The 25823-nt window shown below is 46.0% G+C and carries 24 protein-coding genes; 5 read left to right on the top strand and 19 right to left on the bottom strand.

Going from position 1 to position 25823, the window contains the following annotated elements; genetic code table 11:
- Positions 1 to 5: 5 nt before the first annotated feature.
- Positions 6 to 1439, bottom strand: coding sequence for a YfcC family protein (locus EFK13_RS01905; RefSeq protein ID WP_129506789.1), 1434 nt, complete (start codon positions 1437 to 1439; stop codon positions 6 to 8).
- 148 nt (positions 1440 to 1587) lie between these two features.
- Between EFK13_RS01905 and EFK13_RS01900 the strand changes: the two genes are divergently transcribed.
- Positions 1588 to 2739, top strand: coding sequence for a M20 peptidase aminoacylase family protein (locus tag EFK13_RS01900; protein WP_129506790.1), 1152 nt, complete (start codon positions 1588 to 1590; stop codon positions 2737 to 2739).
- 39 nt (positions 2740 to 2778) lie between these two features.
- On the opposite strand, the gene opuAC is transcribed toward EFK13_RS01900, so the two are convergent.
- From opuAC to opuAA, 3 genes are read right to left on the bottom strand one after another with little or no spacing between them, the layout of a single operon-like run.
- Complete coding sequence (opuAC, locus tag EFK13_RS01895) at positions 2779 to 3660, bottom strand: glycine/proline betaine ABC transporter substrate-binding protein OpuAC (protein WP_129506791.1); 882 nt, start codon at positions 3658 to 3660, stop codon at positions 2779 to 2781.
- Positions 3660 to 4508 carry a glycine/proline betaine ABC transporter permease subunit OpuAB gene (gene opuAB / locus EFK13_RS01890; RefSeq protein WP_129506792.1) on the bottom strand — a complete coding sequence of 283 codons (849 nt, stop codon included), beginning with the start codon at positions 4506 to 4508 and terminating at the stop codon, positions 3660 to 3662. Before opuAB ends, opuAC begins: the two co-directional genes overlap by 1 nt.
- Position 4509: 1 nt before the next feature.
- Positions 4510 to 5766 carry a glycine/proline betaine ABC transporter ATP-binding protein OpuAA gene (opuAA, locus tag EFK13_RS01885; protein WP_003241223.1) on the bottom strand — a complete coding sequence of 419 codons (1257 nt, stop codon included), beginning with the start codon at positions 5764 to 5766 and terminating at the stop codon, positions 4510 to 4512.
- 288 nt (positions 5767 to 6054) lie between these two features.
- On the opposite strand from opuAA, the gene EFK13_RS01880 reads away from it, so the two are divergent.
- Positions 6055 to 6357 (top strand): ArsR/SmtB family transcription factor, encoded by a 303-nt coding sequence (locus tag EFK13_RS01880; protein ID WP_129506916.1) that lies wholly within the window; start codon positions 6055 to 6057, stop codon positions 6355 to 6357.
- A 68-nt stretch (positions 6358 to 6425) separates the two neighbouring features.
- Positions 6426 to 7598 carry an MFS transporter gene (locus EFK13_RS01875; protein WP_129506793.1) on the top strand — a complete coding sequence of 391 codons (1173 nt, stop codon included), beginning with the start codon at positions 6426 to 6428 and terminating at the stop codon, positions 7596 to 7598.
- A 29-nt stretch (positions 7599 to 7627) separates the two neighbouring features.
- Here the strand turns inward: EFK13_RS01875 and niaP are convergent, their stop codons facing one another.
- The 7 genes from niaP to EFK13_RS01840 form a co-directional block, all read right to left on the bottom strand.
- Positions 7628 to 8830: a niacin permease NiaP gene (niaP, locus tag EFK13_RS01870; RefSeq protein WP_129506794.1), complete on the bottom strand. Its 1203-nt coding sequence runs from the start codon at positions 8828 to 8830 to the stop codon at positions 7628 to 7630.
- A gap of 121 nt (positions 8831 to 8951) precedes the next feature.
- Positions 8952 to 10043, bottom strand: a complete 1092-nt coding sequence (locus EFK13_RS01865) for a toxic anion resistance protein (protein ID WP_129506795.1) — start codon at positions 10041 to 10043, stop codon at positions 8952 to 8954.
- Positions 10044 to 10058: 15 nt separating this feature from the next.
- Positions 10059 to 11672 (bottom strand): YceG family protein, encoded by a 1614-nt coding sequence (locus tag EFK13_RS01860; RefSeq protein WP_129506917.1) that lies wholly within the window; start codon positions 11670 to 11672, stop codon positions 10059 to 10061.
- Positions 11673 to 11754: 82 nt separating this feature from the next.
- On the bottom strand, positions 11755 to 12528 hold the full coding sequence (locus tag EFK13_RS01855) for a TerC family protein (protein ID WP_129506796.1): 774 nt from the start codon (positions 12526 to 12528) through the stop codon (positions 11755 to 11757).
- A 51-nt stretch (positions 12529 to 12579) separates the two neighbouring features.
- On the bottom strand, positions 12580 to 13158 hold the full coding sequence (locus tag EFK13_RS01850) for a TerD family protein (RefSeq protein ID WP_047182041.1): 579 nt from the start codon (positions 13156 to 13158) through the stop codon (positions 12580 to 12582).
- 34 nt (positions 13159 to 13192) lie between these two features.
- On the bottom strand, positions 13193 to 13774 hold the full coding sequence (locus tag EFK13_RS01845; protein WP_003241245.1) for a TerD family protein: 582 nt from the start codon (positions 13772 to 13774) through the stop codon (positions 13193 to 13195).
- Positions 13775 to 13798: 24 nt separating this feature from the next.
- Entirely contained in the window at positions 13799 to 14398 is a 600-nt protein-coding gene (locus EFK13_RS01840; protein ID WP_129506797.1) for a TerD family protein, read from the bottom strand.
- A gap of 283 nt (positions 14399 to 14681) precedes the next feature.
- On the opposite strand from EFK13_RS01840, the gene EFK13_RS01835 reads away from it, so the two are divergent.
- On the top strand, positions 14682 to 15677 hold the full coding sequence (locus EFK13_RS01835) for an LLM class flavin-dependent oxidoreductase (RefSeq protein WP_129506798.1): 996 nt from the start codon (positions 14682 to 14684) through the stop codon (positions 15675 to 15677).
- Positions 15678 to 15714: 37 nt separating this feature from the next.
- On the opposite strand, the gene znuB is transcribed toward EFK13_RS01835, so the two are convergent.
- The 6 genes from znuB to rapJ all read right to left on the bottom strand — a co-directional run bounded on the left by znuB (position 15715) and on the right by rapJ (position 22132).
- On the bottom strand, positions 15715 to 16557 hold the full coding sequence (gene znuB, locus EFK13_RS01830) for a zinc ABC transporter permease ZnuB (protein ID WP_129506799.1): 843 nt from the start codon (positions 16555 to 16557) through the stop codon (positions 15715 to 15717).
- Positions 16515 to 17210 (bottom strand): zinc ABC transporter ATP-binding protein ZnuC, encoded by a 696-nt coding sequence (gene znuC, locus EFK13_RS01825; protein WP_064815237.1) that lies wholly within the window; start codon positions 17208 to 17210, stop codon positions 16515 to 16517. The genes znuB and znuC overlap by 43 nt, the downstream gene beginning before the upstream one ends.
- Before the next feature lie 54 nt (positions 17211 to 17264).
- The gene (locus EFK13_RS01820) at positions 17265 to 18227 is read right to left on the bottom strand and encodes a metal ABC transporter substrate-binding protein (protein WP_129506800.1); all 963 of its coding nucleotides are present in this window, start codon (positions 18225 to 18227) and stop codon (positions 17265 to 17267) included.
- Between the two features lie 181 nt (positions 18228 to 18408).
- The gene (locus EFK13_RS01815; protein ID WP_129506801.1) at positions 18409 to 20100 is read right to left on the bottom strand and encodes a glycoside hydrolase family 13 protein; all 1692 of its coding nucleotides are present in this window, start codon (positions 20098 to 20100) and stop codon (positions 18409 to 18411) included.
- 24 nt (positions 20101 to 20124) lie between these two features.
- Positions 20125 to 20901, bottom strand: a complete 777-nt coding sequence (locus tag EFK13_RS01810) for an SDR family oxidoreductase (RefSeq protein ID WP_129506802.1) — start codon at positions 20899 to 20901, stop codon at positions 20125 to 20127.
- A gap of 109 nt (positions 20902 to 21010) precedes the next feature.
- Entirely contained in the window at positions 21011 to 22132 is a 1122-nt protein-coding gene (rapJ, locus tag EFK13_RS01805) for a response regulator aspartate phosphatase RapJ (RefSeq protein ID WP_129506803.1), read from the bottom strand.
- Between the two features lie 121 nt (positions 22133 to 22253).
- Here rapJ and cwlK point away from each other — a divergent pair, with 121 nt between their 5' ends.
- Positions 22254 to 22757: a peptidoglycan L-alanyl-D-glutamate endopeptidase CwlK gene (gene cwlK, locus EFK13_RS01800; RefSeq protein WP_129506804.1), complete on the top strand. Its 504-nt coding sequence runs from the start codon at positions 22254 to 22256 to the stop codon at positions 22755 to 22757.
- Positions 22758 to 22763: 6 nt separating this feature from the next.
- Here cwlK and EFK13_RS01795 read toward each other — a convergent pair whose 3' ends face one another.
- Positions 22764 to 24125, bottom strand: a complete 1362-nt coding sequence (locus EFK13_RS01795; RefSeq protein ID WP_129506805.1) for a YcdB/YcdC domain-containing protein — start codon at positions 24123 to 24125, stop codon at positions 22764 to 22766.
- 185 nt (positions 24126 to 24310) lie between these two features.
- On the bottom strand, positions 24311 to 25726 hold the full coding sequence (locus EFK13_RS01790; protein WP_129506918.1) for a YcdB/YcdC domain-containing protein: 1416 nt from the start codon (positions 25724 to 25726) through the stop codon (positions 24311 to 24313).
- Between the last annotated feature and the right edge of the window lie 97 nt (positions 25727 to 25823).

Below are 25823 nucleotides of genomic sequence, written 5' to 3'. Positions count from 1 at the left end.
AATTGTTAAAACGGTCCCCAATTGATCATGACGCCGATCACAATAAAGACAAGCCCGATCAAAAACCAAATCAGAGCAAGCGGCACCATAAACCGCAGCCACTTGACGTACGGAATGCCGCTGGCGGCAAGCACCGCCATGAGAACGCCGGATGTCGGGTTCACACAGTTGACGACTCCTTCTCCAAGCATAACCGCTTCCACCGCAACCTGTCTCGTAATCCCCATCAAATCAGCGAGCGGCGCCAGTATCGGAATAAATACAACGGCTTCTCCAGACCCTGAAGAGATGAGAAAATGAAGGAGCGCACTGGCGATATACATGCCGATCGCGCCGGCAATCGGGCTGAATCCGTCCAAAAGCGAAGCCAAAGCATTGACGACTGTATCGAGAAGCTTGCCATTTTCAAGAATAACGGAAATGCTTCGCGCCATCCCGACAATCAGCGCCCCGTATACAAGGCTTTGACATCCCGTAATGAAGGTTTTGGCAATATCGTTTGCGGCAAGCCCGCCTATTAAACCGGCAAGGACAGAAATAAAAATAAACGTCGCAGCCATTTGGGAATCAGACCAGCCCAGCTTTAAAGCGCCGTATAAAAATCCAATCAGCGACAGTCCCGCCACAGCCAAAATCAGCTTATGGCGAGCGGTAAACGGCACTGACTGATCTTCTTCTGTACCCGCTTCACCCATTCCTGCCGCCGGGAACCAATTTGTTCCTAACACACTGGCATCCTTTGATTTTTTTAATTTTCTCGTATACAGATAGATATAAATAATAGAAGACAGCAAAAAGCATATGTATATCACAACACGCAAGCCGATTCCCGAAAAGAGCGGCAGCTCCGCGATTGATTGCGATAAACCGAGCGGGGACGGCGATAAGATGGTGGAGTTAAATCCAGCGTAGCAGCCGATGTAAATAACAGCGGCGCCCGCGACTGCGTCCCATTTTAAGGATCGTGCGACAATGAGGCCGATGGGGATAAAACCGATAACTGAATTCACGACAATTCCGGTTGTTCCGAGAATGGAGAACAATGCGCCGACAATACAAATAAATAATAATTGCTTTGTGCGGAATTTGCTGATGACATTGTAAATCAAGCCGTTGATGGCGCCTGTTTTTTCTAAAATGGCAATGGTGCCGCCTGTGAATAAAATCAGAAAGATGATGGGTGCTGATCCGACCATTCCATCCTGTAAAGAAGTAAAAAAGCTGATCAGGCTGACCGGAGACTGTTCAATTGAATGATAGCTTCCCGGAACAGCAGTCGTGACATCCCCCTTTGTCACGCGGTCAAATTCACCCGCCGGCACAATATATGAAGCGATTGCGCAAATGAAAGCAATCATAAATAAGAGGACATAGGCGTCAGGCATTTTAAATGTCGTTCGTTTTTTCTTAGGCTGTGTTTCGGCTGCTGGCATACTCATGTTTCGATCCATCCCCTCTGTTTGAAAATATTAATTATTCTGAAAAGTAGCAATATGTGCTATATTATATACAGCCTATCTTCCTGTTTCAATAGAAATAAAGTAAAGAAGGTAAAATTCATTCTGATAGAAGGAGGTATTTCTTACCATGCGAAAGCTTTCAGAAGACATGAAACAAACCATTATGGATATCTTCGAACACCTGCACGCGAACCCCGAAGTCAGCTGGAAGGAATATGAGACAACTGCATTTCTTAAACAAAAGCTTGAGGATTTAGGGTGCCGGACACGCACGTTTGCAGACTGCACCGGGGTTGTCGGCGAAATCGGATCAGGCTCGCCCGTTGTAGCGGTGCGCGCTGATATTGACGCGCTATGGCAGGAAGTTAACGGGACATTCCGCGCCAACCATTCCTGCGGACACGATTCACATATGACAATGGCGCTGGGCACGTTAATGCTGTTGAAAAAGCAGCCCGAGCTTCCAAAAGGCACAATCCGTTTTATCTTTCAGCCGGCTGAGGAAAAAGGCGGCGGCGCCTTAAAAATGATAGAAGAAGGCGTGCTTGATGATGTCGACTATTTGTACGGCGTTCACGTCCGTCCGATTCAGGAAACACAGAACGGGCGCTGCGCCCCTTCAATCCTGCACGGATCAAGCCAGCATATTGAGGGAACGATAATCGGAGAAGAGGCCCATGGCGCCCGCCCGCACCTCGGGAAAAACAGCATCGAAATTGCGGCATTTCTTTTACATAAGCTCGGACTCATTCATATTGACCCGCAAATTCCGCATACCGTCAAAATGACCAAACTGCAAGCCGGCGGTGAAAGCTCTAACATCATTCCCGGAAAAGCGTCGTTCAGCCTTGATTTGCGCGCGCAGACGAATGAAGCCATGGAGACGTTAATCGCCGAAACCGAAAGAGCCTGTGAGGCCGCCGCCGCCGCATTCGGCGCAAAGATCGAGCTGCAAAAGGAACACAGCCTTCCAGCGGCAACACAAAACAAAGAAGCTGAAGCGATCATGGCAGAAGCCATTACGGACATCATCGGTGCTGAGCAGCTTGATGAACCGCTTGTCACCACCGGCGGCGAGGATTTCCATTTTTACGCCGTGAAAGTGCCGAATCTCAAAACAACCATGCTCGGACTCGGCTGCGGACTCCAGCCGGGACTCCACCATCCGCACATGACCTTTGACAGGAACGCGATGTTCACCGGAGTTCATATTTTAGCGAACGCCGTGCTCAAAACGTTTCAGAAGGCGGAATCACCCGCTGCCGCTAACGCTTCTTAAACGCAAAAAAAGCAGCCTGGATACAGGCTGCTTTCTTCATTACTTTTTCAAATCTTCAATTGAGTTCACGTTTTTCATATATTCCGGCACAACAAGACCCATCTTCACGCCAGTTACACTGGTGCCAACATCGTCATATTTGCCTTTGTATTTAGCGGCGTATGCTTTATGGGTATTCGGCAGCCATGCGGAAAGGGATGCATCCGCGCTTCCCGTCGCAATCGCGGTCCACATCGGACCGGCCTCTACCTGAGTTAATGTCACGTCATAGCCTAAGTCTTCAAAGACTTTGCCAACCACGTTTGTACTTGCAATCTCACTGTCCCACGCTACATAGGCAAGGTTGATTTTGTCACCCTTCACCTTTTGAACGCCTTTTGTCCACTCCGCAATCTGATCTTTATGCTTTTTCACATACTCAGCAGCGACTTTGGAAGGTTTCTCGCCTTCTTCCACTTTGATCATGACTTCGCCCATGTCGTCTTGCGTCCATTTAAACTGACTGAGAAGCTTTGCGGCATTCGGCTGCTCTTTGCTGAAGCCTTTGCGTGTGATCGTATGGATTTCCTCTGCGCTGCCGTAGGATTGCTTCGGATCATCGAGATATTTCAGCTTATATCTGGAGAACATCCAGTGCGGTGTCCATCCTGTAATGATAATCGGTTTCTTACGGTCATATGACTTTTTAAGTGTTGCGGTCATCGCGGCGCTTGACGCCGAAATCAATGTCCAGTCATTCAGGTCATAATCCTTCATCGCTTTGTCGGTCAGGGCCATAATCCCTGAACCGGGGTCAATCCCGATGATGGTCTTATTCACCTGTTCAGCCGCGGTTGCATTTTCATCGCTTTCTGAACCGCAAGCCGCAAGTGAGAGCGCAAGCATGGCGGAAACGCCGATACCGATGATTTTTTTAAGCATCAGGCATTCCCCCTGCTTTTCTTCTTCACTTTAATGTTTTGAGTGATACGGTCCAGCGTAATGGCAACGATAACGATGGCGATACCCGCCTCTACGCCGATACCCGTTTTCAGCTGTGTAACGGCGCTGTATACTTCAGAACCAAGTCCTGGCGCACCGACCATTGCGGCGATAACAACCATTGATAACGCAAGCATGATGCTTTGGTTGATTCCGGCCAGAATGGTTTTTGTCGCAAGCGGAAGCTGAACTTTAAACAAACGCTGAGCTGTCGTAGAACCGAACGCCTCAGTCGCTTCAATCAGATCGGCCGGCACTTGTTTAATACCGAGAACAGTCATGCGGATTGTCGGCGGCATCGCGAAGATAACCGATGCAACAACACCCGGCACAACACCGATGTTGAAGAAGAAAATCGCCGGCAATAGATATACGAAAGCAGGCATTGTCTGCATTAAATCAAGAATAGGCGTTACAATACGGCGAACCATTTCTTTCTGGGACGCCCAAATTCCGATCGGAACCCCGACCACAATCGAAATAATGACAGATGTCAGAACAAGCGCCAATGTTTGCAGCATTGGGTCCCAATAGCCTAAATAATCGATCACGAGGAAACCAATCAGCGTAAATAACGCAATTCCCCTTGTGCTGATCCACCACGCAAGTGCGGCGAAAATAATCGTTAATAAAATAGATGGGATAAATCCAAGTCCGCTGACAATTCCATTTACAAAAGCGGCAAGTCCGTTTGCGATTCCGTCGAAGAATCCGCCAAACGTCATCGTAATCCAGTCAACAAAACGGTCAATGATATCTGCTAAAGGTATTCTAGGCAGTCTATCCATCTTACTTCACCTCCTGTGCAGAAGGATCTTGTGTTTGTTCGTCAGTGCCTTCAGCATTGATATACTCGTTATTGCCGGCAAGCGCGCCAATCAGTGCGCCTTTTACGACAATCCCTTTCATTCTTTGCTTCTCATCTACAACCGCAATTGGAATATTCGCGTCAGAAACAACGTCAAAAATCTCTGTCAAATACGTATCCTCTGGTACAGTCGTAAACTCTGTATTCAAGATATCTTGAAGTGACAAATCAGATTCAGCCGCTTTTTTCGCATCAGACGCATAGATAACACCTAACAATTTCTTTTGTTTATCCACTGCGTAAATCGATGAAATTCCAAGGTTTTTCATCAGTGTCAATGCTACGCGAGGCCCTTTATCAATCCGCACTGTTTCTGCGCGCTTCATAATGTGGCCTGCTGTGAGGACTTTAGATAAATCAACATCCTCGACGAATTTCTCAACGTATTCGTTAGATGGATTCATCAGGATTTCTTCAGGCGTGCCGATTTGAACGATGTTGCCGTCCTTCATCAGAACAATTCTGTCGCCGATCCGCAATGCTTCGTCCAAGTCATGCGTAATAAAGATAATCGTTTTTCCGACATTATCGTGAAGATCAAGAAGTTCATCTTGCATGTCTTTACGAATCAGTGGATCGAGCGCACTGAACGCTTCATCCATCAGAAGAATGTCCGGATCATTTGTCAACGCGCGGGCAAGGCCGACACGCTGCTGCATCCCGCCGGAAAGCTGGTCAGGATATTGGTGTTCAAATCCTTCAAGTCCGACAAGCTTTAGGGACTCAAGCGCTTTTTGCTGACGCTCTTGTTTGTCTACACCTTGAAGCTCAAGTCCGTATTCTGTATTTTCAAGTATCGTTCTGTGCGGGAACAGAGCGAACTTTTGGAAGACCATGCTGATTTTTTTCCGGCGGACTTCCCGGAGCTGGTCTTTAGACATATTTGTTATCATGTCACCATCAATGTAAATATTTCCGGCAGTCGGTTCAATAAGCCGGTTTAACATCCGTACTAAAGTTGATTTACCGCTCCCTGATAGACCCATGATGACAAATATCTCACCATCATATACATCAAAATCTGCTTGATTTACCCCAACGGTTGATCCAGTCGCTTTCAGGATCTCTTTTTTTGTCTTGCCGTTGGCAAGCATTTGAACTGCTTTCTTTGTTTGTTTCCCAAAAATTTTAGACACTTTCTCAACTTTTATCTTAATTGGTTTCTCATCTACACTCATATTTTCCCTCCATATTAAGCAATCTTTATTACCGTAACATTTATGTAACATCCCACACAAACAGCATATTCTCTTTTATTCTGTACCATTTCTTTATAAACATCCATGTGACCACTTGACCTTATTTATGCTTCTAAATGCTCTGTAATCCTCCTTTATGATTGTATTTTACAGGTGATATTTAGCCCAGCTACGGTGAAAGCGTTTCAAATGGAATTTTATCCCTTCTTCCTATTCGACTTCATGCTCCTTTACTGGAAAAAACAAGTTGCTTTTTCATCTTCCATTATATATTATAGTTCCATGACTATGAAACAATCAGATGATCAAATCAGAGCCCAAATTTTTAAAGCACTGTCTGACGAATCGAGGCTTGCCATTATTCGTACGCTTTATTACAGCGGAAAAGAACTCAGCTGCGGTGAAGTAGGTGAAAAATGCAATATTGTCAAAACCACAGCATCTTATCATTTTAAAACGCTGCGTGAAGCGGGATTGACGGCAACTCGAAAAGATTCGCGGACAAAATATGTCAGTCTGCGTGAAGACACATTTCAAACATACCTGCCTGGCTTTTTGGAAACCCTCTGACAAAGGGTTTTCTCTATACATATCTGTTTCATAGTTTCAAAGTTATAAAACTATAGGAGTGATAAAATGTGAATCGTATTTGGCTTTTCTTCAGTGTGATGTTTGTCATTGGCACGGATACCTTTTTGCTTTCTCCGCTTCTCCCGCTTTTACAGGATCAGTTTCATGTCTCTACCGATATGTCAGGCTGGATGGTCAGTGCTTATGCACTCGGTTATGCCCTTTTCGCTTTGATCGCGGGTCCGATCTCAGACAGGCTTAACAGGAAAACAGTCATGCTGTGGGGATTTGCAGGCTTTATCGTGTCCACGTTTTTATGCGGCATCGCTCCCTCTTTTGCCGCCATGTGCCTGTTCCGTTTTGCCGCAGGCGTTAGCGCTGCGTTTGTGACGCCTCAAATTTGGGCATCCATCCCTGTCATCGTCCAGCCTTCTCAGATCATGAAAAGCATGGGAATTGCGACAGCAGGATTAGCCGCTTCACAAATGCTCGGACTGCCCATCGGAGGGTTTTTCGCTTCCTTTACATGGCATACGCCCTTTTTCGTTTTGTCAGCGTGCTCGCTTATTCTTGTGTTGATCCTGGCTGCCGTTATGCCTGATATTCACCCTGCTGAACAAATGGCGCGCCCGTCAATATTCAGTCCATATCGGGAGCTGTTTTCACTGCCGAAAACATCGGTCATTTTGCTTGCCTATTTCCTCTTTCAAACCGGAAATTTCGCGTCGTTCAGCTTTCTCGGCACTTGGCTTTCCGCGGATTATCATTTAACCGTTTCGCAAATCGGCGCCGCTATGCTTGTACTCGGACTGGGTAATATTCTCGGAAGCCTTATCGGCAGCAGGATTTCAGCAAAGCTGGGCATGTTTAAGACATTGATCAGCGGCATGCCGCTGATGGGCGCTCTCTATTTCGCTCTTCCTTTCTTTCCTAACTTATTTTTAGTAGAAACAAGCTTTTTTCTCACATTCTTTACAGCTGGCATCATCTTTCCGTTAATGATGGGTGTCTTTCAATCCATTTCACCGAATGCGCGGGGAACCATCGCTTCCCTTTCCAATGCCGCTATGTACGCGGGAACCACTGTCGGCACTTGTGTTGCGGGTTTTTTATATCAAAGCGCGCATCATTTCGGAGCCGTCACGGGATTTACTGCCATTCTGTTCATGCTGTCTATGGCGCTCTACCAGACAATCAGTAAAACCGGAAAACGCCAATCCGCAGCCCGGGCGCAAATGTAAAAAAAGCACCTCAACGCGAGGTGCTTTTCCTATTCAAGCTCAGTTTGCTTCGTTTCTTTCCCCATAATCAAAATACAAACAACCGCGAGTAAGATCGCAATGCAAAAGATTGAAAAGATGACCGAAAACGAAATATGACGGGCTGCGAGCGTTCCGACGAGCAAAGGCCCGAAGATGCCGCCGATTCTTCCAAACGCCGCTGTCGTTCCTGAACCTGTTGCGCGAATCGCTGTCGGGTATTGCTCCGGTGTATAGGCATACAGCACGCCCCACGCACCAAGATTGAAAAACGATAACAGCATTCCAGCCGTAAGCAGAAGGCCTAAGGAATCCGCCGTTCCGAAGAAAAAGGCGCTTCCTGCTGTACCGATCAGGTAAATGATGAGTATCCACTTCCGGCCCGCTTTTTCGATCAGCCACGCGGCGGAAAAATAGCCCGGAAGCTGAGCAAGCGTCATCAGCAGGACATATTCAAAGCTTTGAATCATGCTGAAGCCTTTCAGCAGCATGACACTCGGCAGCCATAGGAACATGCCGTAATAAGAAAACACCACACAGAACCAAACGATCGACAGCATCACAGTCGGCCTTATATACTGTCTTGCCCAGACGCTTTTTACATTCTCCCACACCGATTTCTTTTTGGCAGAAAGCGACTCATATTTCGGCGAATCAGGCAGACTCGTGCGCAAGTACAGCGCATAAAACGCAGTCAGCGCGGTTAACAGCAAAGCAGCCTGCCAGCCGAAGCTCGGGATCACAAAGTAAGAAATCAGTGCCGCCGCGAGCCAGCCCACGGCCCAAAAGCTTTCCAGAAGGACAATTACTCTGCCCCGCTTTTCAGGCACAACCGCTTCCGAAACAAGTGTTGAAGCGACTGGAAGCTCGCCGCCAAGCCCCATTCCGATCACGAAACGAAGAATAAGAAATGCCGATAAGCTCGTCACAAAAGCTGAAATGCCGCTTCCGATTGAAAAACACAAAAGGGTAATGATAAACACTTTTTTGCGGCCGATTCGATCAGCCAGTAAGCCAAACAAAAACGCACCTGCAGCCATGCCGATGGAATTGACGCTTCCGATCCATTTCATTTCTTCGGGCGACAGATTCCATTCCACATGGAGCGCGGCGATAATAAACGATAATATTCCGACATCCATTGCATCAAACAGCCACCCCAAGCCGGCGACGCCCAGCAGTTTACGCTGGGAAATAGGCTGTTGTTTTCCCATTGCCAACACCTCTGATATGCAAAATCATTACCGTTTAAGTTTACACCTGTCTTTACACATTGTCATTAACAAAATGATGTAAATGAAAAACCCCGCTTATGTTTTACAAGCGGGGTTCTTTTTATTGCTGCAATGCTGCTTTTTTTATATTGTCCTGCAGCTGGGCAATACGTCTTGCACCGTCTTCGCGGAGGCGTTTGTTTTCTTCCTCGATTTGTTTTGTTTCCTGCATGCCGCTGACAATCGTGTTCCAAGACGCTTCGATCGTTTCAATATCTATGCTCGGTCTGCCGGCCATTCTGGCAATTTCTACACTTTGGCTCGAGATGTTTTCAGCATTTCGTCTCAGCATCTCGTTTGTCCGGCGGTCAAGCTCGCTCATGGAGTCAGCCACAAGCTTTTGGCGTTTCACGGTAACAGCCTGAATAATGCCGTTTTTGAAAATCGGAATGGTGATGATGAACGCGGAGTTGATTTTCCCGATCAGCTTTGCATTTCCGCGCTGCAGGAGACGGATTTGAGGTGCGGTTTGAAGAGCCACCATCCGTGCCATATCCAGATCATACACCCGTTCCTCAAGCGCCTGGATGCCGTTGCGCATTGTATCGAGCTGCATTTGCGCCAGCTGATTTCCGCTTGCCGCTTTTTCTTCATATGAAGGAAGGACCGACTGCATTTCTTCCAGCTTCATTTGTCCGGCAACGACGTATTTTTCTAGCTCCATATAGTATTTGATATTGTTTTCATACATTTCATCGAGCGTGTAGTTCGTCTTCGTCATCTCATCTTTGTATTTCGAAATCTCAACGTTGATTTTTTCAATCTCTCCGCCAAGTGTCTGATACTTTTTAAAGATTTTTTCAATCATGCTGCCGCCGCGTTTGAAAATTTTCGCCATTAATCCCTTCGGCTCATCAAAATCATTTTTATCGAAGCGGTCCATGATTTTCCCAAGCTGAGTCAGCATTGTGCCGGAATCTGTCACGCTTGTTGTTTTCATCATTCCTAAGATGCGGTCAGAGAACTTGGAAATTTCAACGGCCGGCTCCTTGCCGTACTCAAGCAGCTCCATTTGGTTTTTAACGTCTATTTGCTGAACAAGCCGCTTTACCTCTGGTTCCTGACGGAGCTGGAGACGGATATCGTCAGCTTTTTGCTGGGAAATTTCTTCGTTTTTATCGAGAACAAGAGGATTTTGATTTTCAGTTGTCATGCTTTTCTTCTCTCCTTATTTTTGGGTAATCGTTCTGAACAGCCTTCTCACAATCGAAGGTTCTTTATAGTCCTGCTGGAACACCATGTCGTCCAGCCAGTGGATATCATACTGATCCTCTTCAATAAACTGCTCAATATCTTGGTGTCCGGGCGGGTTATAAATGATAATATCGATTCCGATTTCATTCAGAAACAGCAGGGCGGCAGCATCCGAACGCGTGAGTCCGCCGCTCATTTCCGTATGATATAAAAGAAGTTTCGGAACGGTTTGCGCATAGTCGAACATTTGAATCAATTTCAGCAGATTAGCAGGCAGGTTTGTTGTTTGTTTAAACAAATAGATTTGAACATCCTTGACCTGTTCCTGATGCAATGCCTTAAGCCGCGGGTGCCTGCACATTCTCGAAATCGTTTTGGCAATGGCAGTCTGAACGCCCGCCGGCAGCTGCTTATACTGCCACACATTGCTTGCCATCAGCTTGTCCGGATCAATGTTCCCTTCATGGTCAAGCGCGTGGCTGTAGTGAAATTGATAGTTCGACTTTATTTCTTCAGTAAACGGAAAGCTTCTGATCATTTCTGTTTCCTGATAATCCGCTAATGTATGAAGCCTGTTCCAATATTCTTTGTTGTCTTTTGACACACCCATAATTTTGGCGAATACATTCGGAATCTCAATGGAATGTTTATCGGCTTTGAAATTCGGCCGAATAAAGGCGCGCTCTTTTGTGATTAAAAACAGTTCATCATAGGTCGTTTTCAATGTAACAGACACAGGTGTGTGATCTCTGAACTGCCATGGCTTGTACAGCATGGATTCCTCGTGATTGAGCACATGTTCAATTTCCTTTGTTGAGCGGTAGGCCACCGTTGATTTCCGGTCCGGTTTTTCTTTCGGAAACGGCTGAAGCTCCGAAACATCCGGAAGCTTTTCCGTAAAACTGAGCTCCTGCTTCGGATCGACAAGCGCCAGCTGATCGTTTCCCGCCGGATGGAACAGCAGAACATCACAGCCGACTAACATGAGATAATATAAAAAATAGAGCTGGCTTTTCGTCGCGTCTCCATACCAAACAACTTTTGGCATCTCCCGCTCTATATCGGTTTTTTCCAGCCAAGGATTCAGGTGATTCAAAGAAAACTTCGAGACATCAAGCAGCACTCTGCGAAAATCAGGATGGTTCAGCCCCTTCTCATGACTGTCCGCAAAGGTATGTAAAAGCGTCATCAGCGCTTTTCTTAAATGGCGGTGCATCAAGGGGTTTGAGTGCTTCGCAATCAGCTTTTCCCCGTCGAGAAAAGCAACAAAACGGCTGACTGACAGCCCTTTTTCTTTCTGATTGATCGAATGAATATGCTGGAGCTTTTGAAATGTTTCCGGCTCGATTGTTTTATCAAGCGTTTCACTCAAAATGGTAACGCGATCGTTTATAGACAGCTCATAGAGCTCGTTATAGTAGTCTGTCTCATCAATAGGCGTGCCTAATATCTGTCCGGCAAGACGAGAAAATGAAAGGCCTTGTTCTGTTTCATAGTGATCCCGATCGGCGAATGGCTGAAACAGCAGGCTTTTCCAATCCCCATCCGCCGGAAGTGCTTTATGGATGGTTAGTTCTTCTTGTCTCATCATATCCTCCTTTCCGGTTTGTCATGGGACGATATTTCTGTAACAAAAAAGGAAGGACATGAACCTCCCTCCTTGTTTTGTTTTATTCTTCTTTTGAAGCGGCTGTTTGTTCGCGCACCTGCTTTTGTTTGTTGATGTAGTGAATGATCAATGTTACCGCAAATGCTGCGATAATGATAATGAAGAATACAGAGTGCGGCATTTCGTAATGGAAAGCGCTCGCCGCCATTTTCAGCGCGATAATTCCGATTAACACGAATGCTGTGTTTTCCAGCTCAGGAATTTTATCGATCAGGACAAGGAATACTTTTGCCACTGTACGCATCATTAAAATACCAAGCATACCGCCGATCAGAAGCACCCATACTTTTTCTGACACCGCAAAAGCGGCCAGGATGCTGTCCACAGAGAAGGCAAGGTCCATCAATTCAACTGAAATAACAGTCGCCCAGAAGATCCCGAACGTGCGGACCATCCAAGAATTTTTCTTGATGCCGTCCGCTTCCTCTTCTTTTTCGCCGATCCAGAAATGCTTAATGACGAGCCAAGCCAGATAAAGCGCGCCAAGCACCTTGATCCACCAGAATTTAATGAGGAGCATACCGAGCCCGATGAAAATAAACCTGAAAATATAAGCTCCAAACAAACCATACGTTAACGCTTTTTTCCGCTGTTTTTCCGGCAGGTGTTTGACCATGACCGCAAGAACAAGCGCGTTATCGGCCGATAAAAGGCCTTCCAGAACAACAAGGGAACCGATCAGACCCCAGGAAACAGGATCAGACAATACCTCTCCCCACATTTTCCAATCGAAAAATGAAGCATACGTAGACATGATATGATGTAAAAAGTCCAAGTTTTTTCCTCCTATTAATTTAAAACGGTGACTTCTCTATTTGTCACTCGCTTACACTTGCAAACCGTAGTTCCGGCACAATGCAGCCAGCCCGCCGGAAAAACCGCTGCCGATCGCATTGAACTTCCACTCGCCGCCGTGTCTGTAAAGCTCACAAACGACAACAGCTGTTTCAATGGAAAAGTCTTCCCCCAAATCGAAGCGAAGAAGCTCATTCTGCGTTTCTTCATCCACAACGCGCACAAACGCATTGGAAACTTGTCCAAAGTTTTGGCTGCGAGCTTCTGCGTCGTGAATGGTCACTGTGATGCCGATTTTCTCAATGTGAGCAGGGATCTTTGAAAAATCAACGATAATCTGCTCATCATCTCCGTCGCCCTCACCGGTGCGGTTGTCACCCGTATGGATGACACCGCCGCTCGGATGTTCAAGGTTATTATAGAAGACGAAATCGAGATCATTCACGCAGTTATCATGCGCATCAACTAAAAAGGCTGAGGCATCCAGGTCAAAATCGTCTCCGCCGGAGTACTTGTTAGTATCCCACCCTAAGCCGATCACCGCTTTTGTGAGTCCCGGATTTGTTTTCGTTAAATCGATTCGCTGTCCTTTTGATAATTGAATGGCCATACTGCCTCTCTCCTTTCTGCTCTTCGTATTTGTCTTAACCGACTTGCAAACCGTAGTCCGTTGCAATGCGGGCAAGGCCGCCTTGGTAGCCTGAGCCGATAGCGGAGAATTTCCACTCGCCGTTATGTCTGTAAAGCTCCCCTGCAATGATTGCTGTTTCAATAGAGAAATCTTCCGCAAGGTCGTAACGGATGAGCTCTTCATTTGTTTCTTCATTTACGATGCGAACGAACGCATTGGATACTTGTCCGAAGTTTTGGCTGCGCGCTTCCGCTTCGTGGATTGTGATAACAAATGAGATTTTATCAATGTTAGCCGGCACAGCGCTGAGATTTACTTTTACATTCTCATCGTCGCCTTCGCCTAAGCCTGTCAGGTTATCGCCTGAATGGACGACTGAACCATTGCCGCCTTCAAGCTGATTGTAGAAAATAAAATCGTTTGGAGACGCGCATTTCCCTGCTGCATCTAACAGAAATACACTTGAGTCGAGGTCAAAGTCGTGCCCGCCGTCATACTTATTCGTATCCCAGCCTAAACCGACAACAACCTTTGAAAGACCCGGATTTGTTTTTGTCAAATCTACTTTTTGTCCTTTTGCCAATGAAATTGCCATGTTTCATCCACTCCTTTTTTTCTTTTACGCGTATCGGCTGATAATATCCTCTAATCTCGTATCATTTGTGCCTTCACCGATCGCCGCAAACTTCCACTCACTGCCGCTGCGGTAGATTTCTGCCGTAATCAGGCTTGTTCTGCCGGAATAGTTTTCTCTCAAATTGTATTTGAGCATTTCTTCATGATTAGATTGATCAACCACACGGATAAACGCATTTTGGATCATGCCAAAATCTTGTTTTCTTCTGACACAATCATAAATATTTACAACAAATACAAGCTTATCAATGTTTGCAGGCACTTTTTCCAAATCTATCATAATTTGCTCGTCATCGCCTTCGCCGTCGCCTGTCAGGTTGTCGCCTGTGTGCTTTACACTGCCGCAGCGGCTTTTCAGGTTTCCGAAATAAATGACATTTTTCTTTTCGGTGAATTTTCCGTTTTCCAGCATCAGCACTGAAGCGTCACAGTCGATATTCGGACCGCCTCCGCCAAGCAGTTTGCTGAAGAACCCTCCGCCTGAAGACACCGGGTCCCAGCCGAGACCGACCATCAATTTTGACAGACCGGCTTTTCCTTTTGTTAAATCAATTCGCTGACCTTTTTCTAAAGAAATTGCCACACGATTCACTCCTACTCATCGAAATGTGAATATAGTCACATTTATTTTTACGCCCACAAGGAAAATAAGCCGTAAATTATTAATATATACGTTTGTTATTATATCAAAGTTTCGTAAAAGTTAAGAATAATTGACGAAAATCCTCGAAAAAAAACTTCCATATTTGATATATGTTTTGCAAATCCTATGAAATACGCATCTTAAACAAACCATTTGACGTGAGCGAGTCATTTTGCCTATTCTTGTGTCACATTCTAAAAACAGACAGAAAGGAAGCGGCCTTTTGATTCATTTAAGCATACTTGATCAGGCACCTGTTTCTAAAGGAGAAAGCCCTGTGGCAACTCTTCAGCATTCGCTCGAGCTTGCCCAATTAAGCGAACAGTGGGGCTATAAGCGTTATTGGTTTGCCGAACATCACAGCACGAGAGGACTGGCAAGCACAGCGCCTGAAATCTTGATCGCACGCATCGCAGCACACACAAGCACGATTCGTGTCGGATCAGGCGGAGTGCTGCTGCCCCAGTACAGCCCGTATAAAGTGGCCGAAACCTTCCGCCAGCTTGAGGCACTGTATCCGAATCGGATTGACCTTGGCGTCGGGCGTTCCCCGGGCGGCACGGCAAAAACCCGTCTTGCATTAACGGACGGGGTGAAAAAAAGCTTAACCGAATTTAACAGACAGCTGCAGGATGTCTCTTATTTTCTTACAGATTCCCTTCCTGCCGGGCATCCGTATGCCGGAATCAAAGCGGCGCCCCTTATTGACACTGCACCCGAGCTATGGGTGCTCGGTCTTGGTGAAAACAGCGCAAGACGCGCGGCGCACCAGGGGGTTGGATATGTGTTTGGGCATTTCATTAACCCCGAACGAGGAGAAAATGCGTTTCGCGTTTACCGCGAAAGCTTTCGGCCTTCGCTCCATTTTTCATCTCCGTCCGCCTTGTTTACGATTTTTGTTATTTGCGCAAAAACTGATGAAGAGGCAGAAGAACTCGCATTAAGCCAGGATTTATGGCTTCTTCGCGTCGGAAAGGGCTTGGACAGCCGCGTGCCAAGCATCGAGGAAGCAAAAGCGCATCCCTACACAGCGTCTGATAAAAAACTGATAGAAGAAAACAGAAAGCGGATGGTGATCGGTTCTCCAAACACTGTCAAACAGCAGCTTTCAGAACTCAAAAACCGCTATGAAACAAATGAAATGATGGTTCTGTGCAATGTGTTTGATTTTGAAGCGAAAAAAGAATCCTATGAGCGGCTTGCCGGGTTGTTTCTATAAAAAAAGCAGTTTTCCATGTGGAAAACTGCTTTTCAAGCTACTGTCGCGCTTTTTTACGCTGGGTTTCTTTTTTGATAAACGTCCAAACTCCCTGAACCATAAATCCGATCAAAAGCAGAACGATCAAAAGCAGGGTAATAGACGGCCCTGGGGGCGTTCCGAGCTGATAGGATGATGTCAGTCCCATAAATACGCTGAATAATGAAATGAGTATGGCTGTCATAAATACCATGTTAAAGCCTTTTGCAATTCTGATGGCGAATGCGGCCGGCAATACGAGCAGGGCTGATACAAGCAGAACCCCGATGATTGGAATAATAACTGAGATCGCAAGGCCTGTGACGATACTGAATGACATTGACAGGAAGTTTGTATTAATTCCCGATGTTTTTGCTGTTGCTTCATCAAACGTCAGCAGGTAGAGCGGTCTTTTCAGGACGATAAAGTAAAGCAGGATCAGCAGTGTAATGATACCGATAATATAGACCTGCTGCTGGTTTACCGTTACAAGCGATCCAAATAGGTATTGGTCGATGCTCATATTGGCGGTGCCTTTTGAAAAGCTGATTAAAAACATCGCGAAGGACAAACCGGCCGCCATTAAGATGGCGATGGACACTTCTGAATACGTCCGATATGCCCGCCGCATGTATTCAATCCCGATGGCGCCGACGGTCACGACGACTATGCTCGCCGCGGTAATATTGGTGCTGAGAAAAAAGCCGATGGCAACACCCGATAATGAAATATGTGAAAGTGTGTCAGCCATTAAGGCCTGTCTTCTGAGAACGAGATACACCCCTAAAATCGGGGCCATGATGGCGATCATGCCGCCTGCTAGAAAAGCTCGTCGCATGAATTCCAAGTCAAACATTTCCATCCGCCTTTTTCTCCTCTCTCCAGTCGAATCACTTTATCTAAAAATTGCTGTACTTCATTTTGTTCGTGAGTGACCATCACAACTGTGCGATTGTGATTTTTCACGAGGTGGTGCATAAATTCGTAGAATCCTTTTCTGCTGTCATAGTCAACGGCTGTTGTCGGTTCGTCCAGCATTAAGAGATCCGGATTGCTGGCAAGCATTCTGGCGATACAGATTTTCTGCTTCTGTCCGCCTGATAAGTCGCCGATTTTCCGGTGGCGGAGCTCCCACATTTCCACCATTTTCAGTGCTTTTTCTACTTCGATATGATCTTCTTCATTTAACCGTTTAAACCATTTCCCTTTTGTGTAGCGGCCTGACTGGACAAGCTCCAGCACCGTGCTCGGAAAGCCGGCATTAAATGAAGAAATTTGCTGCGGGACGTACCCTATCGTCAGGCGTTTTCCTTCTGTATTCCTTTTACTGATCGTTACCGTGCCTTCCCATGGTTTCAGCATGCCCAGCATTACCTTCATGAGCGTCGATTTAGCGGCGCCGTTCGGTCCCGTGATGCCGACAAACTCACCGCTTTCAATATCAAGTGATACTTTATCCAAAACAGGTGTGTGGGAATAGCCGAATACGATATCTTTCAATGAGACGAGATTCATGTCAATCTTCCTTTCTCACAAAGAAATAGTGTGCACCCTCCGGCGCACACTATCTTATGATTTAACCAATAGTGAATCTTTCAGGGCATCGAGGTTTTGTTTCATAATGTCGATATACCCTAAACCTTTATCCTGTTCTTCTTTGCTTAAGCCTTCCAGTGTATCGAGCACTTCTGTCTTCGCGCCGATTTCACTGGCAAGCGTTTCTGCGACCTTTGAGGATGCAATTTCTTCAAAGTAAATGACTTTTACGTTATGTTCTTTGGCATACGTTTTCAGCTTTGCCAAGTCGGCTGCGCTTGGTTCTTGGTCAGGTGAAAGTCCTGCAATCGGAACCTGCTTCAAACCGTATTCTTTTGCCAAATAGCCAAAAGCTGTATGCTGCGTGATGAATTCTTTCTTCGCCGCTTTTTTTACGGTTGTACGATATAGTTTATCAAGATCCTGCAGTTTTGCAATATATTCTGCACTATTTTTCTCATAGTATTCTTTGTTATCCGGGTCCTGCTTCACGATTTGCGCTGTTATATTTTTAACTTCCTTCTGCGCCAGAACAGGGCTGAGCCATACGTGAGGGTCCATTGCATGGCTGTGATCATGCTCCTCATGGTCCTCGTGGTCTTCGTGCTCTTCTTCAGAGCCTTCCATTAAATCAATGCCTTTGCTAGCATTGACGAAAACGGCATGGCCTTGCCCCATGCTTTTTTCAGTTGATGGAACCCATGTCTCCATGTATTCACTATTATAAACGAACAAATCAGCATCCTGAATGTTGGCAATGTCTTTCGGCGTCGGTTCCCAATCATGCGGTTCGACGGAAGAAGGGATTAACAAATCCACATCGCCTTTGTCTTTTACAATTTGTTTTGTAAATTCATACATCGGGTAGAACGTTGTGACAATGTGCAGTTTATCACTTTTAGAATCCGCCGACCCTTTTGTTGATGAGTTGTCGCATGCTGCAACTAGTAAAAAGCACGCTGCAATCACAAACAAACCGCTCCATTTTTTAAACATATCGTGTATCCCCTCTTTTTCATAATGGCTTAAATCAAAATGATAACGATTTTGTAATCCTATATCATAATAAACCGAAGTCATTACGTTTTGCAAGATTAAATTTCATTTTCATTTTATAATACCCGTCTGTAGCGTGAATATATGTACGTAAAAACCCGGCTAAAAAAGCCGGGCTGAGTCATTTGATTGTATTGTCGAGAAGATACACTCTGCTCTCGTAAGGCTGAAACACCATTTCATCGGCAAGATCGCCGTTGTTGTTATAATTGCTGAGAAGCAGAGATGCCTGTGCCTTGCAGCATTGCTCAGGCCATCGGAAAATGGCTTGTTCTTTTGAAAAGTTGTTGACCGACAAAAGCTGCTGTTTGCCGTTTTCTCTCATGTATACAAACAGCTGCGGATCATCCGGAAGCAAAAGGTCATAGCTCCCTTTGATGAGGTCAGCATACTGCTTTCTCAGGCTGATCAGCTTTTTGTAATAGGTTAAGATCGAATCAGGGTCTGTCTGAGCTTCCTCCACATTGATGGACGAGAAGTTCGGGTTGACCTTCAGCCAGGGCGTGCCGTCAGTAAATCCGGCATTCTTGCCGCTGCTCCACTGCATCGGCGTCCGGGCGTGATCCCGGCTTTTGGCTAAGATCGATCTCATCACATCTTGTGGATCATAGCCTTTTTCAAACACCCGTTTATGATACATATTGATCGTTTGGATATCTTTATAGTCCTCAATCCGGGTAAACGGCGCGTTTGTCATCCCGATTTCTTCTCCCTGGTACATATAGGGCGTGCCCTTCATGAGATAAAGAACGGTGGCCAGCATTTTTGCGGATGCTTTGCGGTATTCCCCATCGTCTCCGAACCTGGATACTATCCGGGGCTGATCGTGGTTGCACCAATATAATGTATTCCAGCCTTGATGTTCGAGCTTCTTTTGCCATGCTGTCAAAACCGATTTTAAATCAGAAAGCTCAAGGGGCTTTACATCCCAATGCTCTTTCCCGGGCTGCTGGTCAAGCTCCATATGCTGAAAATGAAAAATCATATTCAGCTCATGCTTATCAGTTCCCGTATATTTCAGGCCTTCCTCCGGTGTGACACTGCCGACCTCTCCGACGGACATCACATCGTACCGGGAAAATACCTCATCTGTCATTTCTTTTAAATAGTCATGGATTCGTTCGCCATTTGGCTGAAAAGGCTTCGGCTCCGCCTGCTGATTGATATAGTTCTCATATGAAGGAAGATATTCTTTCTTAGAAATGAGATGAAGCTGATCAATACGCAAGCCGTCCACCCCTTTATCGAGCCAAAACCTCATCATGTCGAACACCGCTTGGCGCACCTCGGGATGTTCCCAATTTAAATCAGCTTGTTTGACGGCATTCATGTGGAGATAATATTCCCCCGTGTGCTCCTCGTATTGCCAGACCGTGCCTCCATAGTTAGAGAGCCAGTCTGTCGGAGGGCCGGTCTTTGTGCCGGGGCGCCAAAAGTAATAGCTGCGGTATTTGCTGTTTTTGTCCCGCTCCGCTTCTTTAAACCACGGATGCTCGACCGAAGTGTGGTTTAACACATAGTCCATCACCAGCTTTAATCCGCGCTGATGCACCTGGTCAAGAAGTTCGTGAAAATCATCCATCGTTCCGTATGAATCCATAATCGTCCTATGATCCGTCACATCATAGCCGTAATCAACATTTGGAGAAGGATAAATCGGGCAGATCCAAATCACATCTGCCCCGAGCTCCTTTATGTAGTCAAGACGGGAAATGATTCCCCGCAAGTCGCCAATTCCATCTCCATTGCTGTCCTGAAAGCTTCTCGGATAAATTTGATACACCACCGCATCCTTCCACCAGTCTGTTTTCATCCCGCAGTCCCCCTGTTTTGAGTTCTATTCAAGCTGAGACGGATAAAGTGTCATTCCGCCGTCGACGAATAGTGTTGCGCCGGTCACGTAGCTCGCTTCTTCAGATACGAGCCAAGCCGCTGCCGCCGCCACTTCTTCCGGCTTTCCGAAAGCTTTCATCGGGATTTTTTTCAGTTGCTTTTGCCTGTTCTCTTCCTTTTTCGTATCAACATTTGATTCTGTCGCTATGGTGCCGGGCGCTATCGCGTTGACGCGGATTCCTTTTTCCGCATAATTAACCGCCAGCGTTTCTGTCATCATCTTGATGCCGCCTTTGGACGTGGAATACTGGACGTTGACGGGACGCGGGATCTGCTGGTGAACACTCGAGATATTCAGCACATTGCCTTTGATGTTGTTTTTCATCATGTGGCTAAGCGCTGCTTTCGCTCCCAGAAAGGTTCCGGTGACGTTGACATCAATGACTCTCTGCCAATCTTCAAGACTCATCTCATGCGGCATGGCCTCCGCACCGTTAAAGCCGGAGTTGTTCACCATCACATCGAGCGTGCCGAAATGCTCTAAAGCGGTGTCCAAGAGCGCCTGAATCCCTGCTTCTTTTGACACGTCCGCCTCAACCGCGACGGCCTTCCCTCCGTTATGCTTAATGATATCCACAGTTTCATCGGCTCCAGACGGGTCGCTGTGGTAGTTCACGACAACATTCATTTTTTCCTGTCCGAACCGTTCCGCAATGGCTCTCCCGATTCCCTTTGAAGAACCTGTCACGATTGCTGTTTTTCCGGTTAAATCTTTATACATACACGATATCCTCCTCTGATTTTCCATTATGCAGTGAAAAATACCCTATTTTCCCGGGATGAAAACAGCATAAAAAAAAGCAGAGAACCTGTATGTTCTCTGCCATCTCCTATTGAAGGCGCTGCTCTGCAAGCTTCTTTTTAATATTCATGAGCCTGCGGTAAAAGAAAGCGGCGGACTCGTACCGCTCTTGCTGATTGAAACATTCTGCTGTGTCATGCAGCAGATCTTCGGCATCGGCAAGAAGCTGGCGGGATTCCAGCAGGTCAAAGCATTCTGTAAGCACGTTCCGGTCGCCATTCCCAAAATACAGCTCATGAATGAGGCGGAATTTCGTCAAGTACATGTCATCTTCCCATTCAGCCGCACTCTTTACCCCGCGCTCGTACGTCTCTGCCGCTTTGTCGTATTCCCCTTCTTTACAGTAGATATGGGTCAGTGAAAAAACAGCTTGAACGGCCTGCTGAAAGTTGCGCTCCTCAAAAATGGCGGCGGCTGTTTTGAAATAGCCCTCCGCTTCACTGTAATCGCCCAGACTGTACTTACAGTGTCCAACATTATAATGGGCAGCGGCGATCATATATGCCTCCTCAAGCTGCCTGGCATGATCTAAGGCGCTGCACAAGTGTGTCAGCGCTTTTTCATGATGATATACATCGGTCAAATTCCCGGCGATGATAAATTCACACTGCACGCGGCGGCGGCCGTACAGTTCATATTTCGTATAAATATCAAGCGCCTGGCTCGCGTAATTCATTGAAAAATACGTTTGTTTGATGTGATAATACACTTCCGCAACCTTAAAAAGAAACTCGGCTTTTTCGATCTCATCCTCTACATATTCGAGCTTTTCCTCGGCATGCTTATAATGATCAATCGCCAATATGAAATTTTTCTGCTTAAATTCGTACATCCCTCTGAAATAATAAAAGTAGTATTCCAATAAGCCCGTGAGTTTTTGCTGATTGCTTTCAATTTCGTTCAGCATATCAGAGAACGGAGGCTTGGTGTCGCTATCTTTCACCGGCATCAGCTTATCCAGCATGATGCGATGCCGGAATTCCATCAAAGAAAAATATAAAAGCAAGTCCTGATTTTCTTCCATGTCTTCTAAATCGTATTCAATCTCCTGCTTTAACGCTTCTGCTTGATCTGCTTCAAATGCGCGAATGAGCTTGTACCATTCGTTTAGCTTTACTGCCACTTCTTCAGATGGAATCTTTGCTCTCATCGGTCTGCCTCCTTCCTCCTGCTACTATTTATGTTATATTTTATCATAGCTGTTCGTTTTTAGAGAGAGGCAATCTCTTAAAGCGTTAACATTCAGCACATCATGAGAAAGTGAGACCGATATGAAATTATCCGCAAAAACATCTGTTATCTTATGTATTCTGTTTCTTCTTGATCTGTGTTTCAGTTATATCCGGCACGAATGGCATTCTCAAAACGCCTTGCAGGATATGCCTGTCCCTTCCGATCTTCATCCGGTTGTGAATCAGAATGCCGATGCCCTCAAGGCCGCGGCAGCGAATAAAGGCATTACCGTCGTCATTACAGAAGGATTCAGGTCCTTTAAGGAGCAAGATGAATTATATAAACAGGGACGTACAAAAAAAGGGAATATTGTCACCTATGCAAGAGGAGGGGAATCGTATCATAACTATGGTTTAGCTATTGATTTCGCTCTTCAAAAAAAGGATGGCAGCATCATATGGGATATGGAATATGACGGCAATCAAAACGGAAAATCAGATTGGCTGGAGGTTGTCGAGATCGCTAAGACACTCGGTTTTGAGTGGGGCGGGGACTGGAAACGATTCAAGGACTATCCCCACTTGGAGATGATTCCCGGCTAGACACCCTCACAGCCTTTTCTTTTTCCTTATGTGCGCATCAATGTAAGAAGGATAAACCGGATGATAGACAAGCTTGTAATGCTGACCGCTGCCTGTTGTAAAATCAGCCTGCCACTTCAGCTTCACATCAAACGCGGCTAAAAACGTTTCTCTCACATCTTCAGCTGAAACATCCGGCCTGTGATTGATTGTTTCTAACTGTTCAGGATCAATATCCGGGGCCATAAAAGCGTCAACCATTCCGGTCTCCGGATTGACAATGATGCGGGCGGCGCCGAACCGCAGCGGCACTCCTTTATACCAGACAGAAAAATGATTGCGGACCCTCCCTCTCTCATCAATTCGGACGGGATTCACTCTGAAAAACTCATCCGCTCTCGGATAGAGGGCATACAAAAATTGAAGCGCCGTCCTTTGGCATTCTTCCGTTGAGCATTGGCGGCCGTTCCGCTGGTCAATAAAAGAAAGGGCTGCTTTTAATTTCCCTGTTCTTTTATCAATCTTCATTTTGATTGTATTTTTATTTCTCGTTTCAAAATAACTCCCTATGCTTAAATCTTTACGCTCCGGCTCAGCGCCTTTGCGCCACGTGCTTCCTATTTCTTCCCCAAAGTCCTTTTCACTGACTTTCTGCATATCAGAGGTAAGGCCCAGCATGGCATATATATCGATTTCTTCTTTGTTCTGAAGCGGCGGCAGGGGCGCCACGTTTTCTATTCTTTCATCTGCGATATGCTGGTCAGGCACAATTTCGTCTACATCCGCGGGATAGCTGTATCCCGGCAGAATCGGCTCATACACAAGCCTGGGTGCCTGTTCGCCATCGATGACATCGTACATCAGCTGCAATGACATTGTATTTAAGTAATGAGACACAACCTTCTCTTTTGCTACAAATTCCTTTGGAACTTCGGCTTTGTGCTCTTCTCCGTAATATAAAAAATGGACAATCTGCCCGCCACGTGTCATTTCAATTAAAAAGCCTGAATTGGGAAGCGGAAGCCCCAATTCCATTTTCGTATAGACAAAACGGATGTGCTGGCCCCGTTCTTCCTTGCCCTGAAAATGAAAATTCATAAACGTATTGGGGTGGTTGGCGGCAGCAAACTGAAGAGCCGTCAGCTTCAGCTCGGCATCCGGTAGCTTTTTGTCCGCCTCAGAGCGCACGGTTGTTGAAAAGGTGAGTAAAGCGCCATCATTTCCAAGTTCAACGATAATATGCTTTTCCGGATTTTCAGGGTCCTTCCAGCTAAAATATGCCTGCCCCTTCTTCTTTTGCTTTTGGTCGTAATCTTCTATCTCAAGCTCATAATGCGGCGGTACATTCCCGATCTCTTGCGCCTTCTTTTTCAGCTGTTTATTTACCAATGAAGTCATCCTTTCAAAGAGTCTACGACAAAGAGAATCCTGTTTATTATATAAAAAGACCTTTCTCCATTTAAAGTGAAGAAAGGTCCTTTTCTATTATTGTCACTGTTTTTCAATATTCTTTCTGTTACTTTTATCATATCCCGCCATACATATATGCAGCGTTTGTGTGACTTTTGGCTGTTTTACCATGAACTGCTAACGGGCTCTCCTGTATGGGCTTCAATCATTCGCGGATAGACCGGCTTGTAGACGAGCCGGTAGCTGTGTTCGTCATCATCGCGGTATTCTCTCTCCCAGCCCAGCTCAACTTTAAAATGCCGCCAAAAAATAGACTTGGCTTTTTCTGCTGAAATGGTCGGAACGGGATGAATGGCTTCCAGTTCTTTTGGGTCAATATCCGGTCCCATATAAACGGTAATGTGCCCTGTTTGGCGGCTGACGCAGATTCTGATCTGTCCGAACCGGAGCGGAACCCCGTGACAGTGCGCTTCAAATGTAAAACCAGCGACTGCGTTTTCTTCTTCATCCGATTCATCGTATCTGATCTTAAAATATTGATCGGCATTCGGAAATAACGCAAACAGAAAACGAAGCGCGATTTTTTCGCATTCTGCTTCAGTTACTGTCAGCGGCCCTTCTTTCTCCATAAATGACATGACGCTTTCGAGTTTTCCAGTTTCTTTATGATGAACAGTTTTCAGCACTTGATGACTCCGTCTTTTATACCAGCTGTACAAGCTTTTATCCTCCGGCTGATACACAGGATCATCCGGATTTCGCCAAACGGTCCCGATTCTCCCGTCTCCCAAATCCGCTTCCCGCTCTTTGACAAAGCCTTTGTCGAGGCCGATCAAGCTGCCAGGATCGGCCTTTTCGTGAATGCCTTCAAATAAAGGAAGAGGAAAGCTTTCCCGCTCTCTGTCATCGTCATTATCAAATTCTTGTTCTTCTTGAACCAAATCCGCAGGTACTGTAATGGTCCTGCATTTAGACTCATACACCAAATGCGGCTGATCGTCCCCGTTTTTGTAAACAGAACGATGGAGAACCTCAAACAAAAGGTCGAACTCCACGTCCTTCTTAACGAAGGCAAGTGCCTCATCATAATCGGCGACCCGCGTTGGCTTAATGATGCTCTTCGCTTTGCCGTAATAGTGGAAGTACATGATCTCACCTGATAAGGAGACATCCGCCATAAACCCGCTCATGGGGAGAGGAAGGCCTTCCTCCATTTGAACATATGAAAATCTCACTTTATCGTCGTATGTACGGTCATTTTCTTCACGGACAAAGGCAGCGAGCGCTCCGGGATAATGAGTCTCAACAAATTCGCGGATGATATTCTCTAATCGCTTCTCAGGCAGCCTCTCTCCGCTTTCAGCCTTCATATCACGGGAAAGGGATTCCAGTTGTCCGTCCGGCCCAAGTTCCACGATAATGCCAATGTGTTCATCCTGGGGATCTATCCAATAAAAACGCGCTCTTTTCTTATCATCGCCATAATCTTCAATTTCCAATTTTAAGTGCGCCGGCACGCTGCCGATTTCCAGTGCTTTCTGCTTCAGTTTCTCTTTCTTCACAAAGACAGCCCCTTTCATCATTCTTATGACCTCTCCAACTAATCAAAAAGTAATAGTCTAAATTACACAAATTTCTGAGTTTACCAGTTTTACCAGAACATTTTTCGCCAAAAAT

The organism is Bacillus cabrialesii, assembly GCF_004124315.2.
Classification (GTDB): Bacteria; Bacillota; Bacilli; order Bacillales; family Bacillaceae; genus Bacillus; species Bacillus cabrialesii.
The sequence above is the reverse complement of the archived record's forward strand: the minus strand, read 5'-3'. Positions and strand labels throughout refer to the sequence as shown.